At 71.4% G+C, this 20,590-nt stretch carries 16 protein-coding genes; 12 read left to right on the forward strand and 4 right to left on the reverse strand.

The features are described from left to right. The first annotated feature begins 96 nt into the window (after positions 1-96). The 3 genes from STTU_RS26270 (at position 97) to STTU_RS26280 (ending at position 2,003) form a co-directional block, all read left to right on the forward strand. The gene (locus STTU_RS26270; protein ID WP_043256403.1) at positions 97-957 is read left to right on the forward strand and encodes a helix-turn-helix domain-containing protein; all 861 of its coding nucleotides are present in this window, start codon (positions 97-99) and stop codon (positions 955-957) included. After that, positions 958-1,200: a DUF397 domain-containing protein gene (locus tag STTU_RS26275; protein ID WP_007828494.1), complete on the forward strand. Its 243-nt coding sequence runs from the start codon at positions 958-960 to the stop codon at positions 1,198-1,200. Positions 1,201-1,361: 161 nt separating this feature from the next. Further along, the gene (locus STTU_RS26280) at positions 1,362-2,003 is read left to right on the forward strand and encodes a hypothetical protein (RefSeq protein WP_007828496.1); all 642 of its coding nucleotides are present in this window, start codon (positions 1,362-1,364) and stop codon (positions 2,001-2,003) included. Between the two features lie 231 nt (positions 2,004-2,234). Here STTU_RS26280 and STTU_RS26285 read toward each other — a convergent pair whose 3' ends face one another. After that, entirely contained in the window at positions 2,235-2,840 is a 606-nt protein-coding gene (locus STTU_RS26285) for a methylated-DNA--[protein]-cysteine S-methyltransferase (protein ID WP_043256404.1), read from the reverse strand. A gap of 83 nt (positions 2,841-2,923) precedes the next feature. Continuing rightward, positions 2,924-3,784, reverse strand: a complete 861-nt coding sequence (locus tag STTU_RS26290) for a glycerophosphodiester phosphodiesterase (protein WP_007828501.1) — start codon at positions 3,782-3,784, stop codon at positions 2,924-2,926. 451 nt (positions 3,785-4,235) lie between these two features. On the opposite strand from STTU_RS26290, the gene uvrB reads away from it, so the two are divergent. From uvrB to aroQ, 4 genes are all read left to right on the forward strand, one after another. Beyond that, positions 4,236-6,389 (forward strand): excinuclease ABC subunit UvrB, encoded by a 2,154-nt coding sequence (gene uvrB, locus STTU_RS26295; RefSeq protein ID WP_043256407.1) that lies wholly within the window; start codon positions 4,236-4,238, stop codon positions 6,387-6,389. Positions 6,390-6,782: 393 nt separating this feature from the next. Then, entirely contained in the window at positions 6,783-7,367 is a 585-nt protein-coding gene (locus tag STTU_RS26300) for a TerD family protein (RefSeq protein WP_007828505.1), read from the forward strand. Positions 7,368-7,731: 364 nt separating this feature from the next. Then, positions 7,732-8,805 carry a TerC family protein gene (locus tag STTU_RS26305; RefSeq protein WP_043256410.1) on the forward strand — a complete coding sequence of 358 codons (1,074 nt, stop codon included), beginning with the start codon at positions 7,732-7,734 and terminating at the stop codon, positions 8,803-8,805. 126 nt (positions 8,806-8,931) lie between these two features. After that, on the forward strand, positions 8,932-9,387 hold the full coding sequence (gene aroQ, locus STTU_RS26310; RefSeq protein WP_007828509.1) for a type II 3-dehydroquinate dehydratase: 456 nt from the start codon (positions 8,932-8,934) through the stop codon (positions 9,385-9,387). Between the two features lie 76 nt (positions 9,388-9,463). Here aroQ and STTU_RS26315 read toward each other — a convergent pair whose 3' ends face one another. After that, positions 9,464-10,120: an MBL fold metallo-hydrolase gene (locus tag STTU_RS26315; protein WP_007828510.1), complete on the reverse strand. Its 657-nt coding sequence runs from the start codon at positions 10,118-10,120 to the stop codon at positions 9,464-9,466. A gap of 486 nt (positions 10,121-10,606) precedes the next feature. Here STTU_RS26315 and uvrA point away from each other — a divergent pair, with 486 nt between their 5' ends. Then, positions 10,607-13,621 carry an excinuclease ABC subunit UvrA gene (gene uvrA / locus STTU_RS26320; RefSeq protein WP_007828511.1) on the forward strand — a complete coding sequence of 1,005 codons (3,015 nt, stop codon included), beginning with the start codon at positions 10,607-10,609 and terminating at the stop codon, positions 13,619-13,621. 95 nt (positions 13,622-13,716) lie between these two features. Here the strand turns inward: uvrA and STTU_RS26325 are convergent, their stop codons facing one another. Continuing rightward, entirely contained in the window at positions 13,717-14,643 is a 927-nt protein-coding gene (locus tag STTU_RS26325) for a carbohydrate kinase family protein (RefSeq protein WP_007828512.1), read from the reverse strand. 161 nt (positions 14,644-14,804) lie between these two features. On the opposite strand from STTU_RS26325, the gene uvrC reads away from it, so the two are divergent. From uvrC to whiA, 4 genes are read left to right on the forward strand one after another with little or no spacing between them, the layout of a single operon-like run. Further along, positions 14,805-17,615 carry an excinuclease ABC subunit UvrC gene (gene uvrC / locus STTU_RS26330; RefSeq protein WP_078519049.1) on the forward strand — a complete coding sequence of 937 codons (2,811 nt, stop codon included), beginning with the start codon at positions 14,805-14,807 and terminating at the stop codon, positions 17,613-17,615. Further along, the gene (rapZ, locus tag STTU_RS26335; protein ID WP_009064186.1) at positions 17,560-18,498 is read left to right on the forward strand and encodes an RNase adapter RapZ; all 939 of its coding nucleotides are present in this window, start codon (positions 17,560-17,562) and stop codon (positions 18,496-18,498) included. Before uvrC ends, rapZ begins: the two co-directional genes overlap by 56 nt. Next, the gene (locus tag STTU_RS26340) at positions 18,495-19,535 is read left to right on the forward strand and encodes a gluconeogenesis factor YvcK family protein (RefSeq protein WP_029396368.1); all 1,041 of its coding nucleotides are present in this window, start codon (positions 18,495-18,497) and stop codon (positions 19,533-19,535) included. Before rapZ ends, STTU_RS26340 begins: the two co-directional genes overlap by 4 nt. Next, the gene (gene whiA, locus STTU_RS26345; protein WP_009064182.1) at positions 19,526-20,515 is read left to right on the forward strand and encodes a DNA-binding protein WhiA; all 990 of its coding nucleotides are present in this window, start codon (positions 19,526-19,528) and stop codon (positions 20,513-20,515) included. The genes STTU_RS26340 and whiA overlap by 10 nt, the downstream gene beginning before the upstream one ends. Positions 20,516-20,590 lie beyond the last annotated feature (75 nt).

The raw sequence follows: 20,590 nt of genomic DNA on the forward strand, positions 1-20,590 counted from the left end.
TTGGCAAGGGTCACTCTGAAAAATGCAGAGTGCAGTGTGCTGGGGTTGCGGCGCATGGCACACTGCTCGGGAACTGTTCGCCAAGGGGAGGTCGACGTGAGCGAACCGAGGTCCGCGCCGACCGTGGGCCAGGTGGTGTTGGGGCGGCGGCTCCAGGACCTGCGCGAGCACGCGGGCTTCAGTCGCGAACAGGCGGCCAAGGTCTTGCGCGTCGCACCGGCCACGGTCCGGCGCATGGAGACGGCAGAGGTCGCGCTGAGGATTCCGTACCTCCAGCTCCTCCTCCAGTCGTACGGGGCGTCGGCGGAGGAGGTCGAAACCTTCGTCACGCTCGCCGAGGACGCCAACAAGCCGGGCTGGTGGCAGCGTTACCACGGCGTGCTCCCCAACTGGTTCAGCATGCACGTCAGTCTGGAGGGGGCCGCGAGCCTCATCCGCAACTACGAACCGCACTTCGTGCCCGGCCTCCTCCAGACCGAGGAATACGCACGGGCCGTCATGCGGGCCGGCTCGCTCGGGCGCAGCGAGCCGGAGGAGATAGAGCGTCATGTCGATCTGCGACTGCGACGCCAGAAGCTCCTGGTCCGCGAGGACGCGCCACGGCTGTGGTACGTCCTGGACGAAACCGCGGTACGCCGTCCGGCGGGGGACGCGACGGTCATGCGCCGGCAGGTCGATCATCTGCTGGACGTCACCGCTCTGCCCAATGTGACCCTCCAGATCGCCGAGTTCAGCGCCGGGCCCCACCCCGGCACCTTCGGCCCCTTCGTACTCTTCCGCTTCCCCATGCCCGAACTTCCGGACATGGTCTTCGTGGAGTACCTGACCGGCGCCGTCTATCTCGACAGCCGGCCGGAAGTCGCCACGTATCTGGAGGTCATGGACCACATGGCGGCACATGCCGCCACTGCACAACGCACAAAGGAGATCCTGAGGGATGTCCGCAAGGAGCTGTGAATGGACCGCGTCCGGATATACAACGGCATGCCCGCCGCCCAGCTCGGCAACGCGGGGTGGCGCAAGCCGTGGAGCGGCGGCAACGGGGGGAACTGCGTCGAGGCGATGAAACTCGCCGACGGCAGGATCGCGTTCCGTCAGTCCTCCGATCCAGAAGGGCCCGCACTCATCTACACCCCGGCGGAAATCACCGCCTTCATCCAGGGAGCGAAGGCCGGACAGGCCGACTTCCTCCTCTCCTGACCTCCTTCGTTTCCCTCTCCGCCGATCTCCTCCGCACCCGGGACCAGGTTCCCGGATCTTCTCCGGGGGCGTGCCACAGCGCGCCCCCGTCTTTCGTACGCGCCTCCGCCGCCGCGTGACCCCCACCCGTGTGCCCCGGCCGCCTGCGTCACCATAGACCCGTGCGATTCGAAGCGATCACCTGGGAACGCCTGACCGAGGACCTCACCGAGCGACTGCTCACGACCGCTCCCGCGGACGGTGGCGACCATGTCCGGGTGGCGCTCGACGGCGCTCCCGCGGCCCGTCCCGAGGCCCTCGCCGACCGGCTCGCCGAAGCGCTGCGCGCGGCAGGCCGGCCCGCACTGCCACTCGCCACGAGCGGCTTCCTGCGCCCCGCCTCGCTCCGCTTCGAGCACGGCCACCACGACCCCGACAGCTACCTCACCGGCTGGTTCGACACCCCGGCGCTGTGGCGGGAGGTCTTCGCCCCGCTCGACCCCGGGGGCAGCGGCCGGGTCCTGCCCGACCTGTGGGACCCCGTCACCGACCGCGCGACCCGCACGCCGTACGTCACCCTGCCGCCCGGCGGCTTCCTCCTCCTCCACGGCCCCTTCCTCTTCGGCCACTGGTTCCCCTTCGACCTCGGCGTCCATCTCTCCCTCACCGAGGCGGCACTGCGCCGCCGTACCCCCGAGGAGGAGCACTGGACCCTGCCCGCCTTCGCCCGCTACGAGGCCGAGCAGACCCCCCTCGACGTGGCCGACCTCGTCGTCCGCACGGACGACCCCCGCCACCCGGCCCGCCGCGTCCCCCAGGACTGACCGGACGACGGCTCCCCGCCCGCGCCACGTCCCAGGACTACCCGGACCACGGCTACCCGCCCGCGAATTGCGCCACGTCCCAGGGCTGCCAGGATCACGGACTCCCGCCAGCGAACCCCGCGCCCAGCGCCGGACCACGGTTCCCCACGGCCGCCCCCGGCCGCTCAGGACCGGACCGCGGGCTCCCACCCGCGACCGGACCGCAAGCTCCCACCCGCGACACCCCGCCCCTCAGAACAACGGCTCCGGCAGCACCCCCTCCAGCGCCAGCAACTGCCGCTTCGTCTCCACGCCGCCCCCGAAGCCCCCGATTCCGCCGTCCCGCTCCACCACCCGGTGACAGGCCACGAAGAGCGGGAGCGGATTCGCCCCCATCGCGAGCCCCACCGCCTGTGCCGCGCCGGGCTGCCCCACCCTGCGCGCCAGCTCCCCGTACCCGACGACCGCCCCGAGCGGCACCTCCGCCGCCAGGACCCGCAGCACCTCGCGCTGAAAACCGGTGACGAGCGACCAGTCCAGGGGCGGCCCGGCGAGTTCGCCGTCACCCGCGAAGTACCTGTCCAGCGCCTCGCCCGCCGCCTCGACCGCGTGCGCCCCCGTCGCCGGGTCCTCCGGGCCGCCGAGACGCGCGGCGAGCGCCGCCCGCTCCCGGGCCGCCGTCCGCGCGTCCGCGTGGAAGGCGACCCGGACCAGGCCGGCGGCCGTCGCCGCCAGGAAGAGTGGCCCGATCGGGCTCTCCACCACCCCCGAGGTCCAGCCCCGGGGCCCCTCCGGCGCGTCGGAGCGCTCCGGAGCGGGCCCCAGGGCGCCGGGCTCCGCGGACGTGTCACTGTTCATGCGCACACCGTACGACCGCCCACTGACAACGCCCTCTGCACCGCGTCTGACCAGGTGTTTCCCCTGTCGGCCGCTGTCGCTCGTCAGCCGCCCAGCGCGTCGCGCACGACGTCAGGGGCGTTGCTGATGATCCCGTCCACGCCCTTGTCGGCCGCCACCACCGTGTCGTTCGGGGTGTCGACGGTCCAGGTGAAGACCTCCAGCGGCTTGTCGTGCGGGCCCTTCAGCGCGTGCGCCGCCGCGACCCAGTCGGCACCGATCGTCGTGTGCGAGGGATTGATCTGGTCGGCGAAACGGGCGTACTCGGGCAGCTGGGCCTGCGTCGGCGTGCCGAGGAAGCCGGTCTTCACGTCGGGCCGCTGCTTGTGCACCTCCTTGATGCTCTTCGCGTCGAAGCTCTGCACCACCAGACGGTGCCGCACGTGCCCGCGGTCGAGCCAGCCGCTGTTGCGCAGCTCGGCCAGCGTCTCGGCCTCGATGCCCGGGTAGAGATCGGGGCTCTTCAGCTCCAGGATCAGGTTCTGGTGGGTCTGGGTGATCTCGTTCAGGTACTCCTTCAAGGTCGGGATGCGCGTACCGGCGAAGGAGGGGTCGTACCAGGTCCCCGCGTCGAGCCGCGCGATCTCCGCCGCGGTGAAGTCGCGCACGTTCCACGGCGCGCGATCGGGGAAGACCTGCTCGACGTCGGTCGTACGGGTGAGGGTCGTGTCGTGCAGGACGATCAGCTCTCCGTCCTTGGTGCGCTGGACGTCGTTCTCCACCCAGCGGAACCCCAGCTCGGCCGCCTTCTCGACGGAGGGCAGGGTGTTCTCGGGCGCGTAGGCGGGCGCACCGCGATGTCCCACGACCGTGATTCCGGCGGGGCTGTGCGCGCTGTCGGCTGCCGAGGCGGACGCGGCGGGGAGGCCGACGAGGGCTCCGCTGCCGAGGATCGCGACGGTCACTGCTGTTGCGGCTCGTGCGGACAAGAAGGCTCCTGGAGTTCGCGGGATCACTGACAGTAGGAGCGTGACCGCTGCGGAGCGCGCGCAGACAGATGCGCGATGGCCACACCCCGAACGGAGCGCGACCGGTCGGACGCACCCCGGGACGGCTCCCGCGCGCCGCCGGGGAAAGCCCAGGTCAGGGAGGTATGGGCGCAGTCGAGGGCGCATGCGGCACACCGGGCGCGTGGTCACCGCCCGTACCGCACCGCACGCCGGCCTCCCGGTGCGCGGGGACCCCGGGTGACCGGTGCGCGGCCGGATTCGAACGGCGCGCCGCTCACGCCGGGGGCGCGCGCTCCCTGCCCGCACGCGGTCCGAGTCCCTTCCGTACGCGGTGCGGCCCGTTCTCCCGCGTGGTGCGCCTCGTTCGCCGGGACGCTTGTCAGTGGTCGGTCGTACCGTGGAGGACATGCGGCCCGTAACTCAGATCGAACGCACGGTGGCGCCTTTCGAGGTCGTCAGCCCGTACTCGCCCAGCGGTGACCAGCCCACCGCCATCGCCGAGCTGGAGAAGCGCGTCAAGGGCGGGGAGAAGGACGTCGTCCTGCTCGGCGCGACCGGCACCGGCAAGTCGGCGACCACCGCGTGGATGATCGAGCGGCTCCAGCGGCCGACCCTCGTCATGGCGCCCAACAAGACCCTCGCGGCCCAGCTCGCCAACGAGTTCCGCGAGCTGCTCCCGAACAACGCGGTCGAGTACTTCGTCTCGTACTACGACTACTACCAGCCGGAGGCGTACGTCCCGCAGTCGGACACCTACATCGAGAAGGACTCCTCGATCAACGAGGAGGTCGAGCGGCTGCGCCACTCCGCGACGAACTCGCTGCTCACCCGCAGGGACGTCGTCGTGGTCGCCTCCGTCTCCTGCATCTACGGTCTCGGTACGCCGCAGGAGTACGTGGACCGCATGGTCCCCCTCAAGGTCGGCGACGAGCTGGACCGCGACGAGCTGCTGCGCCGCTTCGTCGACATCCAGTACACGCGCAACGACGTCGCCTTCACCCGCGGGACCTTCCGCGTGCGCGGCGACACGATCGAGATCTTCCCCGTGTACGAGGAGCTCGCCGTCCGCATCGAGATGTTCGGCGACGAGATCGAGGCGCTCTCCCTGCTCCACCCGCTCACCGGTGAGGTCATCAGCGACGATCAGCAGGTGTACGTCTTCCCCGCCTCGCACTACATCGCGGGTCCCGAGCGCATGGAACGGGCGATCAAAGGCATCGAGAAGGAGCTGGAGGTGCGGCTCGCCGAGCTGGAGAAGCAGGGCAAGCTCCTGGAGGCGCAGCGGCTGCGGATGCGGACGACGTACGACATCGAGATGCTCCGCCAGATCGGCACCTGCTCCGGCGTCGAGAACTACTCGATGCACTTCGACGACCGCGAGCCCGGCTCCCCGCCGAACACCCTGCTCGACTACTTCCCCGAGGACTTCCTCCTCGTCATCGACGAGTCCCACGTCACCGTCCCGCAGATCGGCGCGATGTACGAGGGCGACGCCTCGCGCAAGCGCACACTCGTCGACCACGGCTTCCGCCTCCCCTCGGCGCTGGACAACCGGCCGCTGAAGTGGGAGGAGTTCCAGAAGCGCATCGGCCAGGCGGTGTACCTCTCCGCGACCCCGGGGAACTACGAGCTGTCCCGCTCCGACGGCTTCGTGGAGCAGATCATCCGCCCGACCGGGCTCGTCGACCCGGAGATCGTCGTCAAGCCGACCGAGGGCCAGATCGACGACCTCGTCCACGAGATCCGCGAGCGCACGGAGAAGGACGAGCGCGTCCTCGTCACGACGCTCACCAAGAAGATGGCCGAGGACCTCACCGACTACTTCCTCGAACTCGGGATCAACGTCCGCTACCTGCACAGCGACGTCGACACGCTGCGGCGCATCGAGCTGCTGCGCGAGCTGCGGGCCGGGGAGTACGACGTCCTCGTCGGGATCAACCTGCTCCGCGAGGGCCTCGACCTCCCCGAGGTCTCCCTCGTCGCGATCCTCGACGCCGACAAGGAGGGCTTCCTGCGCTCGGGGACCTCGCTCATCCAGACCATCGGGCGCGCCGCCCGTAACGTCTCGGGGCAGGTCCACATGTACGCGGACAAGATCACGCCCGCGATGGAACGGGCCATCGACGAGACCAACCGCCGTCGCGCCAAGCAGATCGCGTACAACACGGAGCGCGGTATCGACCCGCAGCCGCTGCGCAAGAAGATCAACGACATCGTCGCCTCGATCGCGCGCGAGGAGGTCGACACCGACTCGCTGCTCGGTACGGGGTACCGGCAGGCCAAGGAGGGCAAGGGCGCCAAGACCCCCGTGCCCGCGCTCGGCGGCAAGGCGACGGCGGAGTCGGGCAAGGCGGCGAAGGGCAAGGCCAAGAAGGGCAAGGCCGCGACCGCGCCTACCGACCAGCCGGGTGCCGCGCTCGCCCAGCAGATCGAGGAGATGACCGACCGCATGCGCGCCGCCGCCGCCGACCTGCAGTTCGAGGTGGCCGCGCGGCTGCGCGACGAGGTCTCCGAGATGAAGAAGGAACTGCGGCAGATGAAGGAGGCCGGGGTGGCCTGAGGGAGACGGGCTGCCGCTGCCGAGCTGTGCAGGGGGGCGCCCGCGCCGGTCGGGCGCCCCCGGCTTCCGTTTCGGGCGGGCGCCATGACGGCATCGGTCTCGGGTGGGCGCCGTGCCTGCGGCCGGTCCCGGAGTTCACTCCGGCCGGTCCCGGACGACGTCCCTCGGCGCCCGACCGCGTTCCTCGCCGCCCGGCCGTTTCACTCGTCCGGATGATCCGTGACGGGCCCCTGGCGGGGTCGCCCACCCGGGTCACGCGGTCCGCCCCCGTGTCCCGGGACGGCCACAATCCGGCGTACGGGGGCTGCGCCGCCCCCCGCCGCCGTGCGAGGGTCGGGGCGGGCGCTCTACGGGGGAGCGCCCCTGTGACACAGGCACGGAAGGTGGGGACACGTGACGGTCAACTTGGCCAAGGGACAGGGCATCAGTCTGGAGAAGGGCGACGGGGGAGCGCTGACGGCGGTCCGGATGGGGCTCGGCTGGCAGGCCGCGCCCCGCAAGAGGGGACTGCTGGGGCTGGTGCGCCCCCGGGAGATCGACCTGGACGCCTCCGCCGTGCTCTTCAGCGGGAAGAAGTCGGTCGACGTCGTCTTCTTCCAGCACCTCACGAGCAACGACGGCTCGATCCGGCACACCGGGGACAACCTGGTCGGGGGAGCGGGGCAGGGGGACGACGACGAATCGATCCTCGTCGACCTCCAGCGGGTGCCCGCGGAGATCGACCAGATCGTCTTCACGGTGAACTCCTTCACCGGCCAGACCTTCCAGGAGGTCCAGAACGCCTTCTGCCGGCTCGTCGACGAGACGACCGGGCAGGAGCTGGCCCGGCACACCCTGGCGGGCGGCGGCCCGTACACCGCGCAGATCATGGCGAAGGTGCACCGCGCCGACGGCGGCTGGCGGATGACCGCCCTGGGCACGCCCGCTCAGGGCCGCACCTTCCAGGACCTCGTCCCGGCGATCCTGCCGCTGCTCTGAGCGTCCCGGCGCCGCGAACGCGTGAATCCGGGAGCGTGAATCCGGGAGCACCCGCCGAGGGTGCTCCCGGCTCGCGGAACGCCTGCCGCGCGAGCGGGGAAGGGCACGGCGAGAGGCCGGGCCCGGCCCGTCCGGCACCTCCTCCCACCTGCACCTTTTGGATTTCTTTTACCTCCGCCTTTACATCTCTTGGGTATCCCCGTACCTTGTGAACAGCGGAGGGGAGTACTCCTCAAGCGGCGTACCCGTCAATACGGACCGTGCAGGTCCCGGGGCGTCGGCCACGTGCCCGAGCGGCTGTGGTGGAAGAGACCTCCGGCAGCGACGAGCTGATCGAATGCCGTGACGTACTGCCGGAGGCGCAGTGAACATCTCTCTCACCGTTTGGCTGATCACGATCTTGGCCCTGCTGGCCATGATCGCGGTCGACTTCCTCATCGGACGCAAACCCCACGAGGTCTCCCTCAAGGAGGCCGGGATCTGGACGGTCGTCTGGATCGCCCTCGCCTGTCTCTTCGGTGTCGGGCTGCTGGTCTTCGCGGGGGGCAAGCAGGGCAGCGAGTTCTTCGCCGGATTCATCACCGAGAAATCGCTCAGCGTCGACAATCTCTTCGTCTTCGTGCTGATCATGGCGAAGTTCGCGGTCCCCGCGAAGTTCCAGCAGCGCGTGCTCCTCGTCGGCGTGCTCATCGCGCTCGTGCTGAGGACCCTCTTCATCCTCGCGGGCGCCGCGATGATCGAGAACTTCTCGTGGATCTTCTACATCTTCGGCGCCTTCCTGCTCTACACCGCCTGGAAGCTCATCAAGGAGGCGCGGGAGGACGACGAGACGGAGGAGGAGTTCGAGGAGAACAAGCTCCTCAAGTCCCTGGAGGTCCGTTTCGGCGTCGCCGACAGGTACCACGGCACCAAGCTCTTCGTGCGGCAGCACGGCAAGCGGATCATGACGCCCATGCTCGTCGTGATCCTCGCCATCGGCACGACGGACGTCCTCTTCGCCCTCGACTCCATCCCGGCGATCTTCGGGCTCACCCAGGACCCGTACATCGTCTTCACGGCGAACGCCTTCGCGCTGATGGGGCTGCGCCAGCTCTACTTCCTCATCGGCGGACTGCTCAAGAAGCTCGTCCACCTCAGCTACGGGCTCTCGGTCATCCTCGGCTTCATCGGGGTCAAGCTCGTGCTCCACGCCCTCCACGAGAGCGGCGTGCACGTCCCGGAGATCCCGACGACCGTCTCGCTCGGCGTCATCGTCGCCGTCCTCGCGATCACGACGGTCACGAGCCTGCTCGCCACGCGCAGGCAGCGCGAGGCCGAGAAGGCCGCCGGGACGGGCTCGGAGCACGCGGCGGTGGGCGCGGGGACCGAGCGGCACGAGCACACAGACGCGGCCCAGCCGTCCAGGGACGGGGACGACGGGGCCGGACCGAGGCGCTGACCGTACGCGGCACGCCTCACGCGTGGTCCTCGCCCGCCATGGGGACGGGCGGGGACCACGCTTCTTCATGCCCGGGGCCGTCGTGATAGATCTCGGTCGAGCTTCAGCCCCGGACCGGAGGACCCCATGCCGCACACCTTCACGACCGCCCCGCTCATGGTGCTCAACGGGCCCAACCTGAACCTCCTCGGCAAGCGGCAGCCCGAGGTCTACGGCACCGACACGCTCGCCGACGTCGAGGCGCTGTGCGCCCGTACCGCCGAGAGACTGGGCGGCCGTGCGGACGCCCGGCAGAGCAACCACGAGGGGCAGCTCGTCGACTGGGTGCACGAGGCGCGCGAGCACCACTGCGGCATCGTCATCAACCCCGCCGCGTACTCGCACACCTCCGTCGCCCTCCTCGACGCGCTCCAGGCGTGCGAGGGGCTCCCCGTCGTCGAGGTCCACCTCTCGAACATCCACAAGCGCGAGCAGTTCCGGCACCACTCCTACGTCTCGCTGCGCGCCGACGCGGTCATCGCCGGCTGCGGCCTCCAGGGCTACGGCTTCGCCGTGGAGCGGGTCGCGGCGCTGCTGGGCTGAGGACCGGCCGGTACGGGCCCGGGGCGCCCTCTCGTACGGCGCGCCCCGTCCCGTACGGGCGGGAGCGCGCCGGGTCTCACCAGCCCCGTGCCCGCCACTCGCCGAGGTGCGGGCGTTCGGCGCCGAGCGAGGTGTCGTCGCCGTGGCCCGGGTAGATCCACGTCTCGTCCGGCAGCGGCGTGAAGAGGCGCTCCTCCACGTCGCCGATGAGCTGCTGGAAGGCCGCCGCGTCGCCCCGCGTGTTGCCGACGCCGCCGGGGAAGAGCGAATCCCCCGTGAACACGTGCGGGGCGCCGTCCGGGTCGTCGTAGACGAGCGCGACCGAGCCGGGGGTGTGCCCCCGCAGGTGCCGTACCCCCAGCTCCACGCGGCCGACCCGCACCACGTCCCCGTCGTCGAGCGGGGCGTCCGTGGGGACGGGGATGCCCGCCGCGTCCTCGCGCCCGGCGCAGGTCAGCGCCCCGGTCGCCGCGACGACCTCCGCGAGCGCCTGCCAGTGGTCGGGGTGCTGGTGCGTCGTGACGACCGTGCGCAGCCCGTCCGGGCCGATGAGCCGGAGCAGGGTCCCCGGCTCCGCCGCCGCGTCGATGAGCAACTGCTCGCCCGTCTCCCGGCAGCGCAGCAGGTAGGCGTTGTTCTCCATGGGGCCGACGGCGACCTTGGAGATGATCAGCTCGCCCAGTTCGTGCGCCTCGGCGGGCCCGCCCACCCGCACTTTTCCGCTGTACGTCATGCGGCACACCCTAGAGCGCCCCACTGACAGCCCCCGGGACCGCCCGTGACGGCGGTGTCCCGCGCGCCGTTGTGACGGTGGGCACAGCCCGCACGGCCCGAGGCGTGGCCCCTGCCGGGCCCCGCGCGTCAAGCCGCATCCGCTGCCGCGACTCGTACGGGTGAAGAAGTCCGGCGGCGGCCCAGAATCGAAAGTGCGTGCTATACGCTCGGAGGTGCGGTCACGAGGCATGCTGGAGGGATGACCGGGAAGGGGTGACAAACCCCGCGGAATCAGCACGGTTCCCCCGGTGTTCTCGACAGGGACGGTGGCGGCGCGGTCGCGCAGGCGCCCCCGCCCCCGTGACAGCCCATCGCCGAGACGGCGCGCGCGGGCCGGACCGGAAGGTCCCGCACCGCGAGCACAGACCCGTCCGTGCCCGATGGCCCAGACATTTTCCGAAGCGGGGTGCGCCCGGCTTCACCGATCAGAAAGGTGCGGACCGGCGTGGCCGACCGTCTCATCGTCCGTGGAGCACGCGAGCACAATCTGCGGAACGTCTCGCTCGACCTCCCCCGGGACTCCCTGATCGTCTTCACGGGACTCTCCGGCTCGGGCAAGTCATCCCTCGCGTTCGACACGATCTTCGCCGAGGGGCAGCGGCGTTACGTGGAGTCGCTCTCCTCGTACGCCCGGCAGTTCCTCGGCCAGATGGACAAGCCGGACGTCGACTTCATCGAGGGGCTCTCGCCGGCCGTCTCGATCGACCAGAAGTCCACCTCGCGCAACCCGCGCTCCACGGTCGGCACCATCACCGAGGTCTACGACTACCTGCGCCTGCTCTTCGCGCGCATCGGCAAGCCGCACTGCCCCCGGTGCGGGCGCCCGATCGCCCGCCAGTCGCCGCAGCAGATCGTCGACAAGGTCCTCGGCCTGCCCGAGGGCAGCCGCTTCCAGGTCCTCTCGCCGCTCGTGCGCGAGCGCAAGGGCGAGTTCGTCGACCTCTTCGCCGATCTCCAGACCAAGGGCTACAGCCGCGCCCGCGTGGACGGCGAGACCATCCAGCTCAGCGAGCCGCCCCAGCTCAAGAAGCAGGAGAAGCACACGATCGAGGTGGTCGTGGACCGCCTCACCGTCAAGGAGAGCGCCAAGCGCCGCCTCACCGACTCGGTCGAGACCGCCCTCGGTCTCTCCGGCGGCATGATCGTGCTCGACTTCGTCGACCTCGACGCCGACGACCCCGAGCGCGAGCGGATGTACTCGGAGCACCTGTACTGCCCGTACGACGACCTCTCCTTCGAGGAGCTGGAGCCCCGCTCCTTCTCCTTCAACTCGCCCTTCGGCGCCTGCCCCGAGTGCACCGGCATCGGTACGCGCATGGAGGTCGACCCCGAACTGATCGTCCCCGACGAGGACAAGTCCCTCGACGAGGGCGCCATCCACCCCTGGTCGCACGGGCACACCAAGGAGTACTTCAACCGCCTCGTCGGCGCCCTCGCCGACGCCCTCGGCTTCCGCACCGACATCCCCTGGGCCGGACTGCCGCAGCGCGCCAAGAAGGCGCTGCTGCACGGCCACCGCACCCGCATCGAGGTCAGCTACCGCAACCGGTACGGGCGCCAGCGCACCTACACCACCGCCTTCGAGGGCGCCGTGCCCTTCGTCAAGCGGCGCCACTCCGAGGCGGAGAGCGACACGAGCAGGGAGCGCTTCGAGGGCTACATGCGCGAGGTGCCCTGCCCGAGCTGCCACGGCACGCGGCTCAAGCCGATCGTGCTCGCGGTCACCGTCATGGGGAAGTCCATCGCCGAGGTCTCCGCGATGTCGATCACCGACTGCGCGGACTTCCTCGCCGAACTGCGGCTCGACGGACGGGACAAGAAGATCGCCGAGCGGGTGCTCAAGGAGGTCAACGAGCGGCTGCGCTTCCTCGTCGACGTCGGCCTCGACTACCTCTCGCTCAACCGCGCGGCGGGCACGCTCTCCGGCGGCGAGGCCCAGCGCATCCGGCTCGCGACGCAGATCGGCTCCGGCCTCGTCGGCGTCCTCTACGTGCTCGACGAGCCCTCCATCGGGCTCCACCAGCGCGACAACCACCGGCTCATCGAGACCCTCGTGCGCCTGCGCGACATGGGCAACACGCTCATCGTCGTCGAGCACGACGAGGACACCATCAAGGTCGCCGACTGGGTCGTCGACATCGGCCCCGGCGCCGGTGAGCACGGCGGCAAGGTCGTGCACAGCGGCGAACTGCCGGGGCTGCTCAGCAACAAGGAGTCGCTGACCGGGCAGTACCTCTCCGGGCGGCGCGCCATCGCCGTCCCCGAGGTCCGGCGGCCCGCCGACCCGAAGCGGAAGCTGACCGTCTTCGGCGCGAAGGAGAACAACCTCCGCGACATCGACGTCTCCTTCCCGCTCGGCGTGCTCACGGCCGTCACCGGGGTCTCCGGCTCCGGCAAGTCCACGCTCGTCAACGACATCCTCTACACGCACCTGGCCAGGGAGCTGAACGGCGCCCGCTCGGTCCCCGGGCGGCACACCCGTGTCTCCGGCGACGACCAGGTCGACAAGGTCGTGCACGTCGACCAGTCGCCCATCGGCCGCACCCCGCGCTCCAACCCGGCCACGTACACGGGTGTCTTCGACCACGTCCGCAAGCTCTTCGCCGAGACGACCGAGGCGAAGGTGCGTGGCTATCTGCCGGGCCGCTTCTCGTTCAACGTCAAGGGCGGCCGGTGCGAGAACTGCTCCGGCGACGGCACGATCAAGATCGAGATGAACTTCCTCCCGGACGTCTACGTGCCGTGCGAGGTCTGCCACGGCGCCCGGTACAACCGGGAGACCCTGGAGGTCCACTACAAGGGCAAGTCCATCGCCGAGGTCCTGGACATGCCGATCGAGGAGGCGAGCGACTTCTTCGAGGCCGTCCCCGCCATCTCGCGCCACCTGCGCACGCTCAACGACGTCGGCCTCGGCTACGTCCGGCTCGGCCAGTCCGCGCCGACCCTCTCCGGCGGCGAGGCGCAGCGCGTCAAGCTCGCGAGCGAACTCCAGAAGCGCTCCACCGGCTCCACGGTGTACGTCCTCGACGAGCCGACCACCGGGCTGCACTTCGAGGACATCAGCAAGCTGATCAAGGTGCTGTCCGGGCTGGTCGAGAAGGGCAACACCGTGATCGTCATCGAGCACAACCTCGATGTGATCAAGACCGCGGACTGGGTCGTCGACATGGGCCCCGAAGGCGGCAACGGCGGCGGCACGGTCGTCGCCGAGGGCACCCCCGAGGCGATCGCCCAGGAGCCCGAGAGCCACACGGGCCGCTTCCTCAAGGAAGTGCTCGGCACCACGGCGACCGCCGTGCCCGCGCGCAAGGCGGCCCCCCGCAAGCGGGCCGCGAGCAAGACGGCCGGCCAGATCGTCACGGGCCAGGGCGCCGCGCGCAAGGCGGCGGCCCCGCGCGCGACGAAGGCGGCCAAGACGTCCAAGTCCGCGACGGCGAAGCGGGCGACGGCGAAGGACTGAGGTCCTTCCCGCGGGGGGGGGCGGGGTGGGAACGGCGCACGCGGTACGTGCCGTCCCCACCCCGCCCTCACGCGCGCGCCGGGGCGGGCCCGGCCTCAGTCCAGACCGAGCTCGCGGGCGTACGGGGGCTGGGCGCCCGCGCGGGAGCAGGTGAGCGCGGCGGCGCGGGCCGCGAAGCCGAGGACGTCCCGCCAGCCTTCCTCGCCGAGCCCCGCGACCGCGTCACCGCGCAGCATGCCGAGCACGGCGAGTCGGTGCAGCAGCGCCGCGTTCACCGTGTCGCCCGCGCCGATCGTGTCCACCACGTCGACGGGCACCCCTGGCACGGAAAACCGCTCACCCTTACGGGTGGTGACGTGCAAGCCCTCCCCGCCCCGCGTGATCACGACGGCGGCCGGACCCCCCGCCGCCCACCCCGCCACGTCGTCCCCGAGCCACGCGGCGTCCTCCTCGGAGAGCTTCAGCAGATCGACGTACGGGAGCCAGTCGAGGAAACGGGCGCGGTAGGCGTCGGGGTCGGCGATGAGCCCGGCCCGGATGTTGGGGTCGAGCAGCGTGAAGACCCCCGCCCGCGACTGCTGCCGCAACAACTCCTCGTACGCGCTCGCGCCGGGCTCCAGGACGAGCGAGCACGTCCCGAAGCAGATCGCCCGGACCCCCTCGGGAAGCGTCTCGGGAACGGTGAAAAGCCGGTCCGCCGTGCCCTCCGCGTAGAAGGAGTAGCCCGCCGAGCCACTCGCGGTGAGCGTCGCCACGGCGAGGGTCGTGGGTTCGGGGCCGCGCTGCACGGGAGCGGTGCCGACCCCGGCCGTGCGCAGCCCTTCGAGCAGCGCCGTGCCGAAACCGTCCGTCGACAGGCGGGAGCAGAAGGCCACCTCGTCGCCGAGCCGGCCCAGCGCCACCGCCGTGTTGTACGGGCCGCCGCCCGGACACGGCACCAGCGGGGCCAGCGGCCCCTCCTCCGAGGGACCCGAGGGGCGCGGCACGAGATCGATCAGGGCCTCTCCAGCGACGAGGAACACGGGCAGTCCTTTCGCCCGGCGCGAAGCCGGGAGGGGGATGCGAACGGGCCGCACAGAGTTTTCCACAGCACCCCGTGACTCGTCCGATGATCAACCCGGGTTCTCCACAGGCGGACCCGGAGCCGCCCGGACTGTCGCAGGGCGCAAGTAGGGTGTGTGACATGGCCGATCCGTCCAGCTACCGACCCGCCCCGGGACAGATCCCGGACTCGCCGGGCGTCTACCGATTCCGCGACGAGCACCGCAGGGTGATCTACGTCGGGAAGGCCAAAAGCCTGCGCCAACGCCTGGCGAACTACTTCCAGGACCTCGCCCATCTCCACCCGCGCACACGCACGATGGTCACGACCGCGGCCTCGGTGGAGTGGACGGTCGTCTCCACGGAGGTCGAGGCGCTCCAGCTGGAGTACTCCTGGATCAAGGAGTACGACCCCCGGTTCAACGTCAAGTACCGCGACGACAAGAGCTACCCCTATCTCGCCGTCACGATGAACGAGGAGTTCCCGCGCGCGCAGGTCATGCGCGGCGCCAAGCGCAAGGGCGTGCGGTACTTCGGCCCCTACGGGCACGCCTGGGCCATCCGCGACACCGTCGACCTGCTTCTGCGCGTCTTCCCCGTACGCACCTGCTCCGCCGGGGTCTTCAAGAACGCCGCCCGCACCGGCCGCCCCTGCCTCCTCGGCTACATCGACAAGTGCTCGGCCCCCTGCGTCGGCCGGATCTCGCCCGAGGACCACCGCGACCTCGCCGAGGACTTCTGCCACTTCATGGCCGGCCACACCGGCCATTATCTGCGCCGCCTCGAAGAGCGCATGACCGAGGCCGCCGAGGACATGGAGTACGAGCGCGCCGCGCGGCTCCGCGACGACATCGGCGCCCTCACCCGCGCCATGGAGAAGAGCGCCGTCGTCCTCGCCGACGCCACCGACGCCGACCTCATCGCCCTCGCCCAGGACGAGCTGGAGGCGGCCGTGCAGATCTTCCACGTGCGCGGCGGACGCGTGCGCGGACAGCGCGGCTGGGTCACCGACAAGGTCGAGGCCGTCACCACGGCCGACCTCGTCGAGCACGCGCTCCAGCAGCTCTACGGCGAGGAGCGCGGCGACGCGGTGCCGAAGGAGGTCCTGGTCCCCGCGCTGCCCGAGCCCGTGCAGCCCGTCCAGGAGTGGCTCAGCGAGCGGCGCGGCGCACAGGTCTCCCTCCGCGTCCCCCAGCGCGGCGACAAGCGCGCCCTCATGGAGACCGTCGAGCGCAACGCGCAGCAGTCCCTCGCCCTGCACAAGACCAAGCGCGCCTCCGACCTCACGACCCGCTCCCGCGCCCTGGAGGAGATCGCCGCCGCACTCGATCTCGACGGAGTGCCCCTGCGGATCGAGTGCTACGACATCTCACACCTCCAGGGCGACGACGTGGTCGCCTCGATGGTCGTCTTCGAGGACGGGCTCGCCCGCAAGAGCGAGTACCGGCGCTTCCAGATCAAGGGCTTCCAGGGCCAGGACGACGTGCGTTCCATGCACGAGGTCATCACCCGCCGCTTCCGCAGGTACCTCGCCGAGCGGGAGAGGACGGGGGAGTGGACGGAGGAAGAGCTGGACGGCCCGGTGGAACCCGGGGGGCTCGACGAGGACGGGCGCCCCAAGCGCTTCGCCTACCCGCCGCAGCTCCTCGTCGTCGACGGCGGACAGCCCCAGGTCGCCGCGGCGCGGCGTGCCCTCGACGAACTCGGCATCGACGACGTCGCGGTCTGCGGGCTCGCCAAGCGCCTGGAGGAGGTCTGGGTCCCCGGCGAGGAGGACCCCGTCGTCCTGCCGCGCAGCAGCGAGGGCCTCTACCTGCTCCAGCGCGTCCGCGACGAGGCGCACCGCTTCGCCATCACCTACCAGCGCAGCAAGCGTGCCAAGCGCTTCCGGGCCGGCCCGCTCGACGAGGTCCCTGGCCTCGGCCAGACCCGCAAGCAGGCCCTGCTCAAGCACTTCGGCTCGGTGAAGAAGCTTCGCGCCGCGACGATCGAGCAGATCTGCGAAGTCCCCGGCATAGGCCGCAAGACCGCCGAGACGATCCTCGCCACCTTCGCCCGCAGCGAGCCGGGCGCGCCCGCGGTCAACATGACGACGGGCGAAATCCTCGACGACGGCTCCGAGGACACGACGAGCGAACAGCCCGAGCCGGACACCGGGGACGCGACCGCGAGCGCCGACCGCGAACCGGTGGAACCACGGGAGCGCGACGACACGGGGCGTACGGATCAAGCGCCGCGCCCGGACGGGGCGGACGCGAACGGGACGCACGCGGCCGGGGCGGACGGGAGCGCCGACGCGGCGGGCGACGACGGACGGGCGCGCGAGGCGACGAACGACACGGCAGACCCGGAAGTCGCACGGGAACCGCAGGACTCGCCCGGTGGCCGCACGCCGGAGGACGGCCTCGGGGCAGCGGACCCGACCACCCCCGAGGACATGCCCGCGACCCGCCGCGCGGCGCCCACGGGCGCCGGTGCGGGCAGCGGTGCGCAGGACCCCTCCGCGCCCGGTGAGGAGGACGTCACGCACCGTGAGTCAGGTGCCGAGGGGGCGCGTGGGACCGCTCCTGGGGGCGGCCTCGCGTCGCGGGAGACGCCGGGGCATTCGACGTGGCAGGCTTCGGCGAGCACGATGGAGTACGGAACCTCGCCGCGAGGACCCGGGGACGAGGACGTCACCGCGAGCCCCGGCGCCCCCACGGACCGGGACGAGCCCGCGCCGGAGCACGCCCCCGCCCCCGGCGGCAGGCCCGCAGCGGGCGAGGAACACCCGCACCCCGCCCCTGACCAGGGCGGACACCCGGACGGCACGGGCGAAGGCACCACGGGCCCCGCCTCCGGCGAGCGGCGGGACGACGCGGACGACGACAGCCGTACGACGGACGGTGGCAGAACAGATGCAGCAGGAAGAACGGGACGGAGCGCGACAGGTGAGCACGGCCACGAGCAGTGAACCGGGGGAGTCGGAGGAGACCCCGATCCCCGAGCTGGTGATCATCTCCGGCATGTCCGGGGCGGGCCGCAGCACCGCCGCGAAGTGCCTGGAGGACCTCGGCTGGTTCGTCGTCGACAACCTGCCACCCGCGCTCATCCCCACGATGGTCGAGCTCGGCGCCCGCTCCCAGGGGAACGTGGCCCGGATCGCCGTGGTCGTGGACGTCCGCGGCCGGCGTTTCTTCGACAACCTCCGCGAATCGCTCGCCGACCTGGAGAGCAAGCACGTCACGCGGCGCATCGTCTTCCTGGAATCCTCCGACGACGCCCTCGTGCGCCGATTCGAGTCGGTGCGCCGCCCTCACCCGCTCCAGGGCGACGGCCGCATCGTCGACGGCATCGCCGCCGAGCGCGACCTGCTGCGCGAACTCCGGGGCGACGCCGACCTCGTGATCGACACGTCCAGCCTCAACGTCCACGAGCTACGCGCGAAGATGGACGCCCAGTTCGCCGGTGAGGAAGAGCCGGAACTGCGCGCCACGGTCATGTCCTTCGGCTTCAAGTACGGGCTCCCGGTCGACGCCGACCTCGTCGTCGACATGCGCTTCCTGCCCAACCCGCACTGGGTCCCCGAGCTGCGCCCGTTCACCGGACTCAGCGAGGAGGTGTCCAACTTCGTCCTCAGCCAGCCCGGCGCCAAGGAATTCCTCGACCGCTACACCGAGTTGCTCCAGCTCGTCGCCGCGGGCTACCGCCGCGAGGGCAAGCGGTACGTGACGATCGCCGTCGGTTGCACGGGCGGCAAGCACCGGTCCGTCGCGATGGCCGAGAAGCTCGCCTCCCGGCTCGTCTCCGAAGGGGTGGAGACCGTCGTCGTCCACCGGGACATGGGCCGCGAATGAACCCACGCCCCCGTCGCGTCCGCCGCCTGCGCCGACAGGAGGCCGGTCCCGCGCCCCGGCCCCGGCGTCGCGGCACCCAGCCGAAAGTGGTCGCGCTCGGCGGCGGCATGGGACTCTCCGCCTCCCTCGCCGCGCTGCGCCGCATCACGGGCGAGCTGACCGCCGTCGTCACCGTCGCGGACGACGGCGGTTCCAGCGGCCGGCTGCGCGACGAACTCGGCGTGCTGCCGCCCGGCGACCTGCGCAAGGCGCTCGCCGCGCTGTGCGGGGACGACGACTGGGGCCAGACCTGGTCCCGGGTGATCCAGCACCGCTTCGCGAGCCGGGGCGAGCTGCACGGCCACGCGGTCGGCAACCTCCTCATCGTCGCGCTGTGGGAACAGCTCGGCGACCATGTCGCGGCCCTCGACCTCGTCGGCACTCTGCTCGGTGCCCACGGCCGGGTACTCCCGATGTCCGCCGTCCCGCTCGAACTCCAGGCGCTGGTACGGGGGCACGATCCCGCGCGGGCCGAGGAGGTCCAGCTCGTGCGCGGCCAGGCGACGGTGGCGCTGACGCCCGGCGAGGTGCAGTCCGTGCACGTCGTCCCCGCCGACCCGCCCGCCGTGCCGGAGGCGGTCGACGCGGTGCTCGACGCGGACTGGGTCGTGGTCGGTCCCGGGTCCTGGTTCTCCTCCGTGATCCCGCACCTGCTCGTCCCCGAACTCCTCGACGCGCTCACCAAGACCAGGGCCAGACGGGTGCTCTCGCTCAACCTCGTTCCGCAACCGGGAGAAACCGAGGGCTTCTCACCGCAGCGTCATTTGGAGGTTTTGGCCCGACACGCACCTAAACTCGCCTTCGACGTGGTGCTGGCCGACGAGGCAGCCGTTCCTGACCGCGCCTCGCTCGTCGAGGCCGCAGAGCGGTTCGACGCAACGGTGGAGCTGGCCCCGGTCGCACGGCCCGACGGCGTTCCGCGGCATGACCCGGAGCTGCTGGCAGCCGCGTACGACCGTATTTTTCGGATGCATGGAAGGATCGGCCCATGGCGATGACGGCGGCGGTCAAGGATGAAATCTCGCGGCTGCCCGTGACCCGGACCTGCTGCCGGAAGGCGGAGGTCTCGGCGGTCCTGCGCTTCGCCGGCGGCCTGCACCTGGTGAGCGGGCGCATCGTGATCGAGGCGGAGCTCGACACGGGCATCGCGGCCCGGCGGCTGCGCAAGGACATCCTGGAGATCTTCGGCCACGCCTCGGACCTCGTGGTGATGGCGCCGTCCGGACTGCGGCGCAGCTCCCGCTACGTCGTCCGGGTGGTCAGCGGCGGCGACCAGCTCGCGCGGCAGACCGGGCTCGTGGACGGCAGGGGGCGCCCCATCCGGGGTCTGCCGCCGCAGGTCGTCTCGGGTGCCACGTGCGACGCGGAGGCCGCCTGGCGGGGGGCGTTCCTCGCGCGCGGTTCGCTCACGGAGCCGGGCCGTTCCTCCTCGCTGGAGGTCACCTGCCCCGGTCCCGAGGCCGCGCTCGCGCTCGTCGGCTCCGCGCGCCGGCTCCAGATCGCGGCGAAGGCGCGCGAGGTACGGGGCTCGGACAAGGTCGTCGTACGGGACGGGGACGCGATCGGCGCGCTGCTCACCCGGCTCGGGGCGCACGAGTCGGTGCTCGCCTGGGAGGAGCGGAGGCTGCGCCGCGAGGTGCGGGCGACGGCGAACCGGCTCGCCAACTTCGACGACGCGAACCTGCGCCGTTCCGCCCGCGCGGCGGTCGCCGCGGGGGCGCGGGTCGGGCGGGCGCTGGAGATCCTCGGTGAAGAGGTGCCCGAGCACCTCGCGGCGGCGGGGCGGCTCCGCATGGAGCACAAGCAGGCGAGCCTCGAAGAGCTCGGCGCGCTCGCGGACCCGCCGCTCACGAAGGACGCCGTCGCGGGCCGTATCCGCCGCCTCCTCGCGATGGCCGACAAGCGCGCGACCGACCTCGGCATCCCGGGCACGGAGTCGTCCCTGACGGAGGAACTGGCCGACAGCATCGCGGGCTGAGCCGAAACGATTGACCGTCACGGCGGAGGACGACGGCCACTCACGAGCCGCGCGGCGCACGCGCCTTGACGCCCC

It is taken from the genome of Streptomyces sp. Tu6071, from assembly GCF_000213055.1.
Lineage (GTDB): Bacteria > Actinomycetota > Actinomycetes > Streptomycetales > Streptomycetaceae > Streptomyces > Streptomyces evansiae.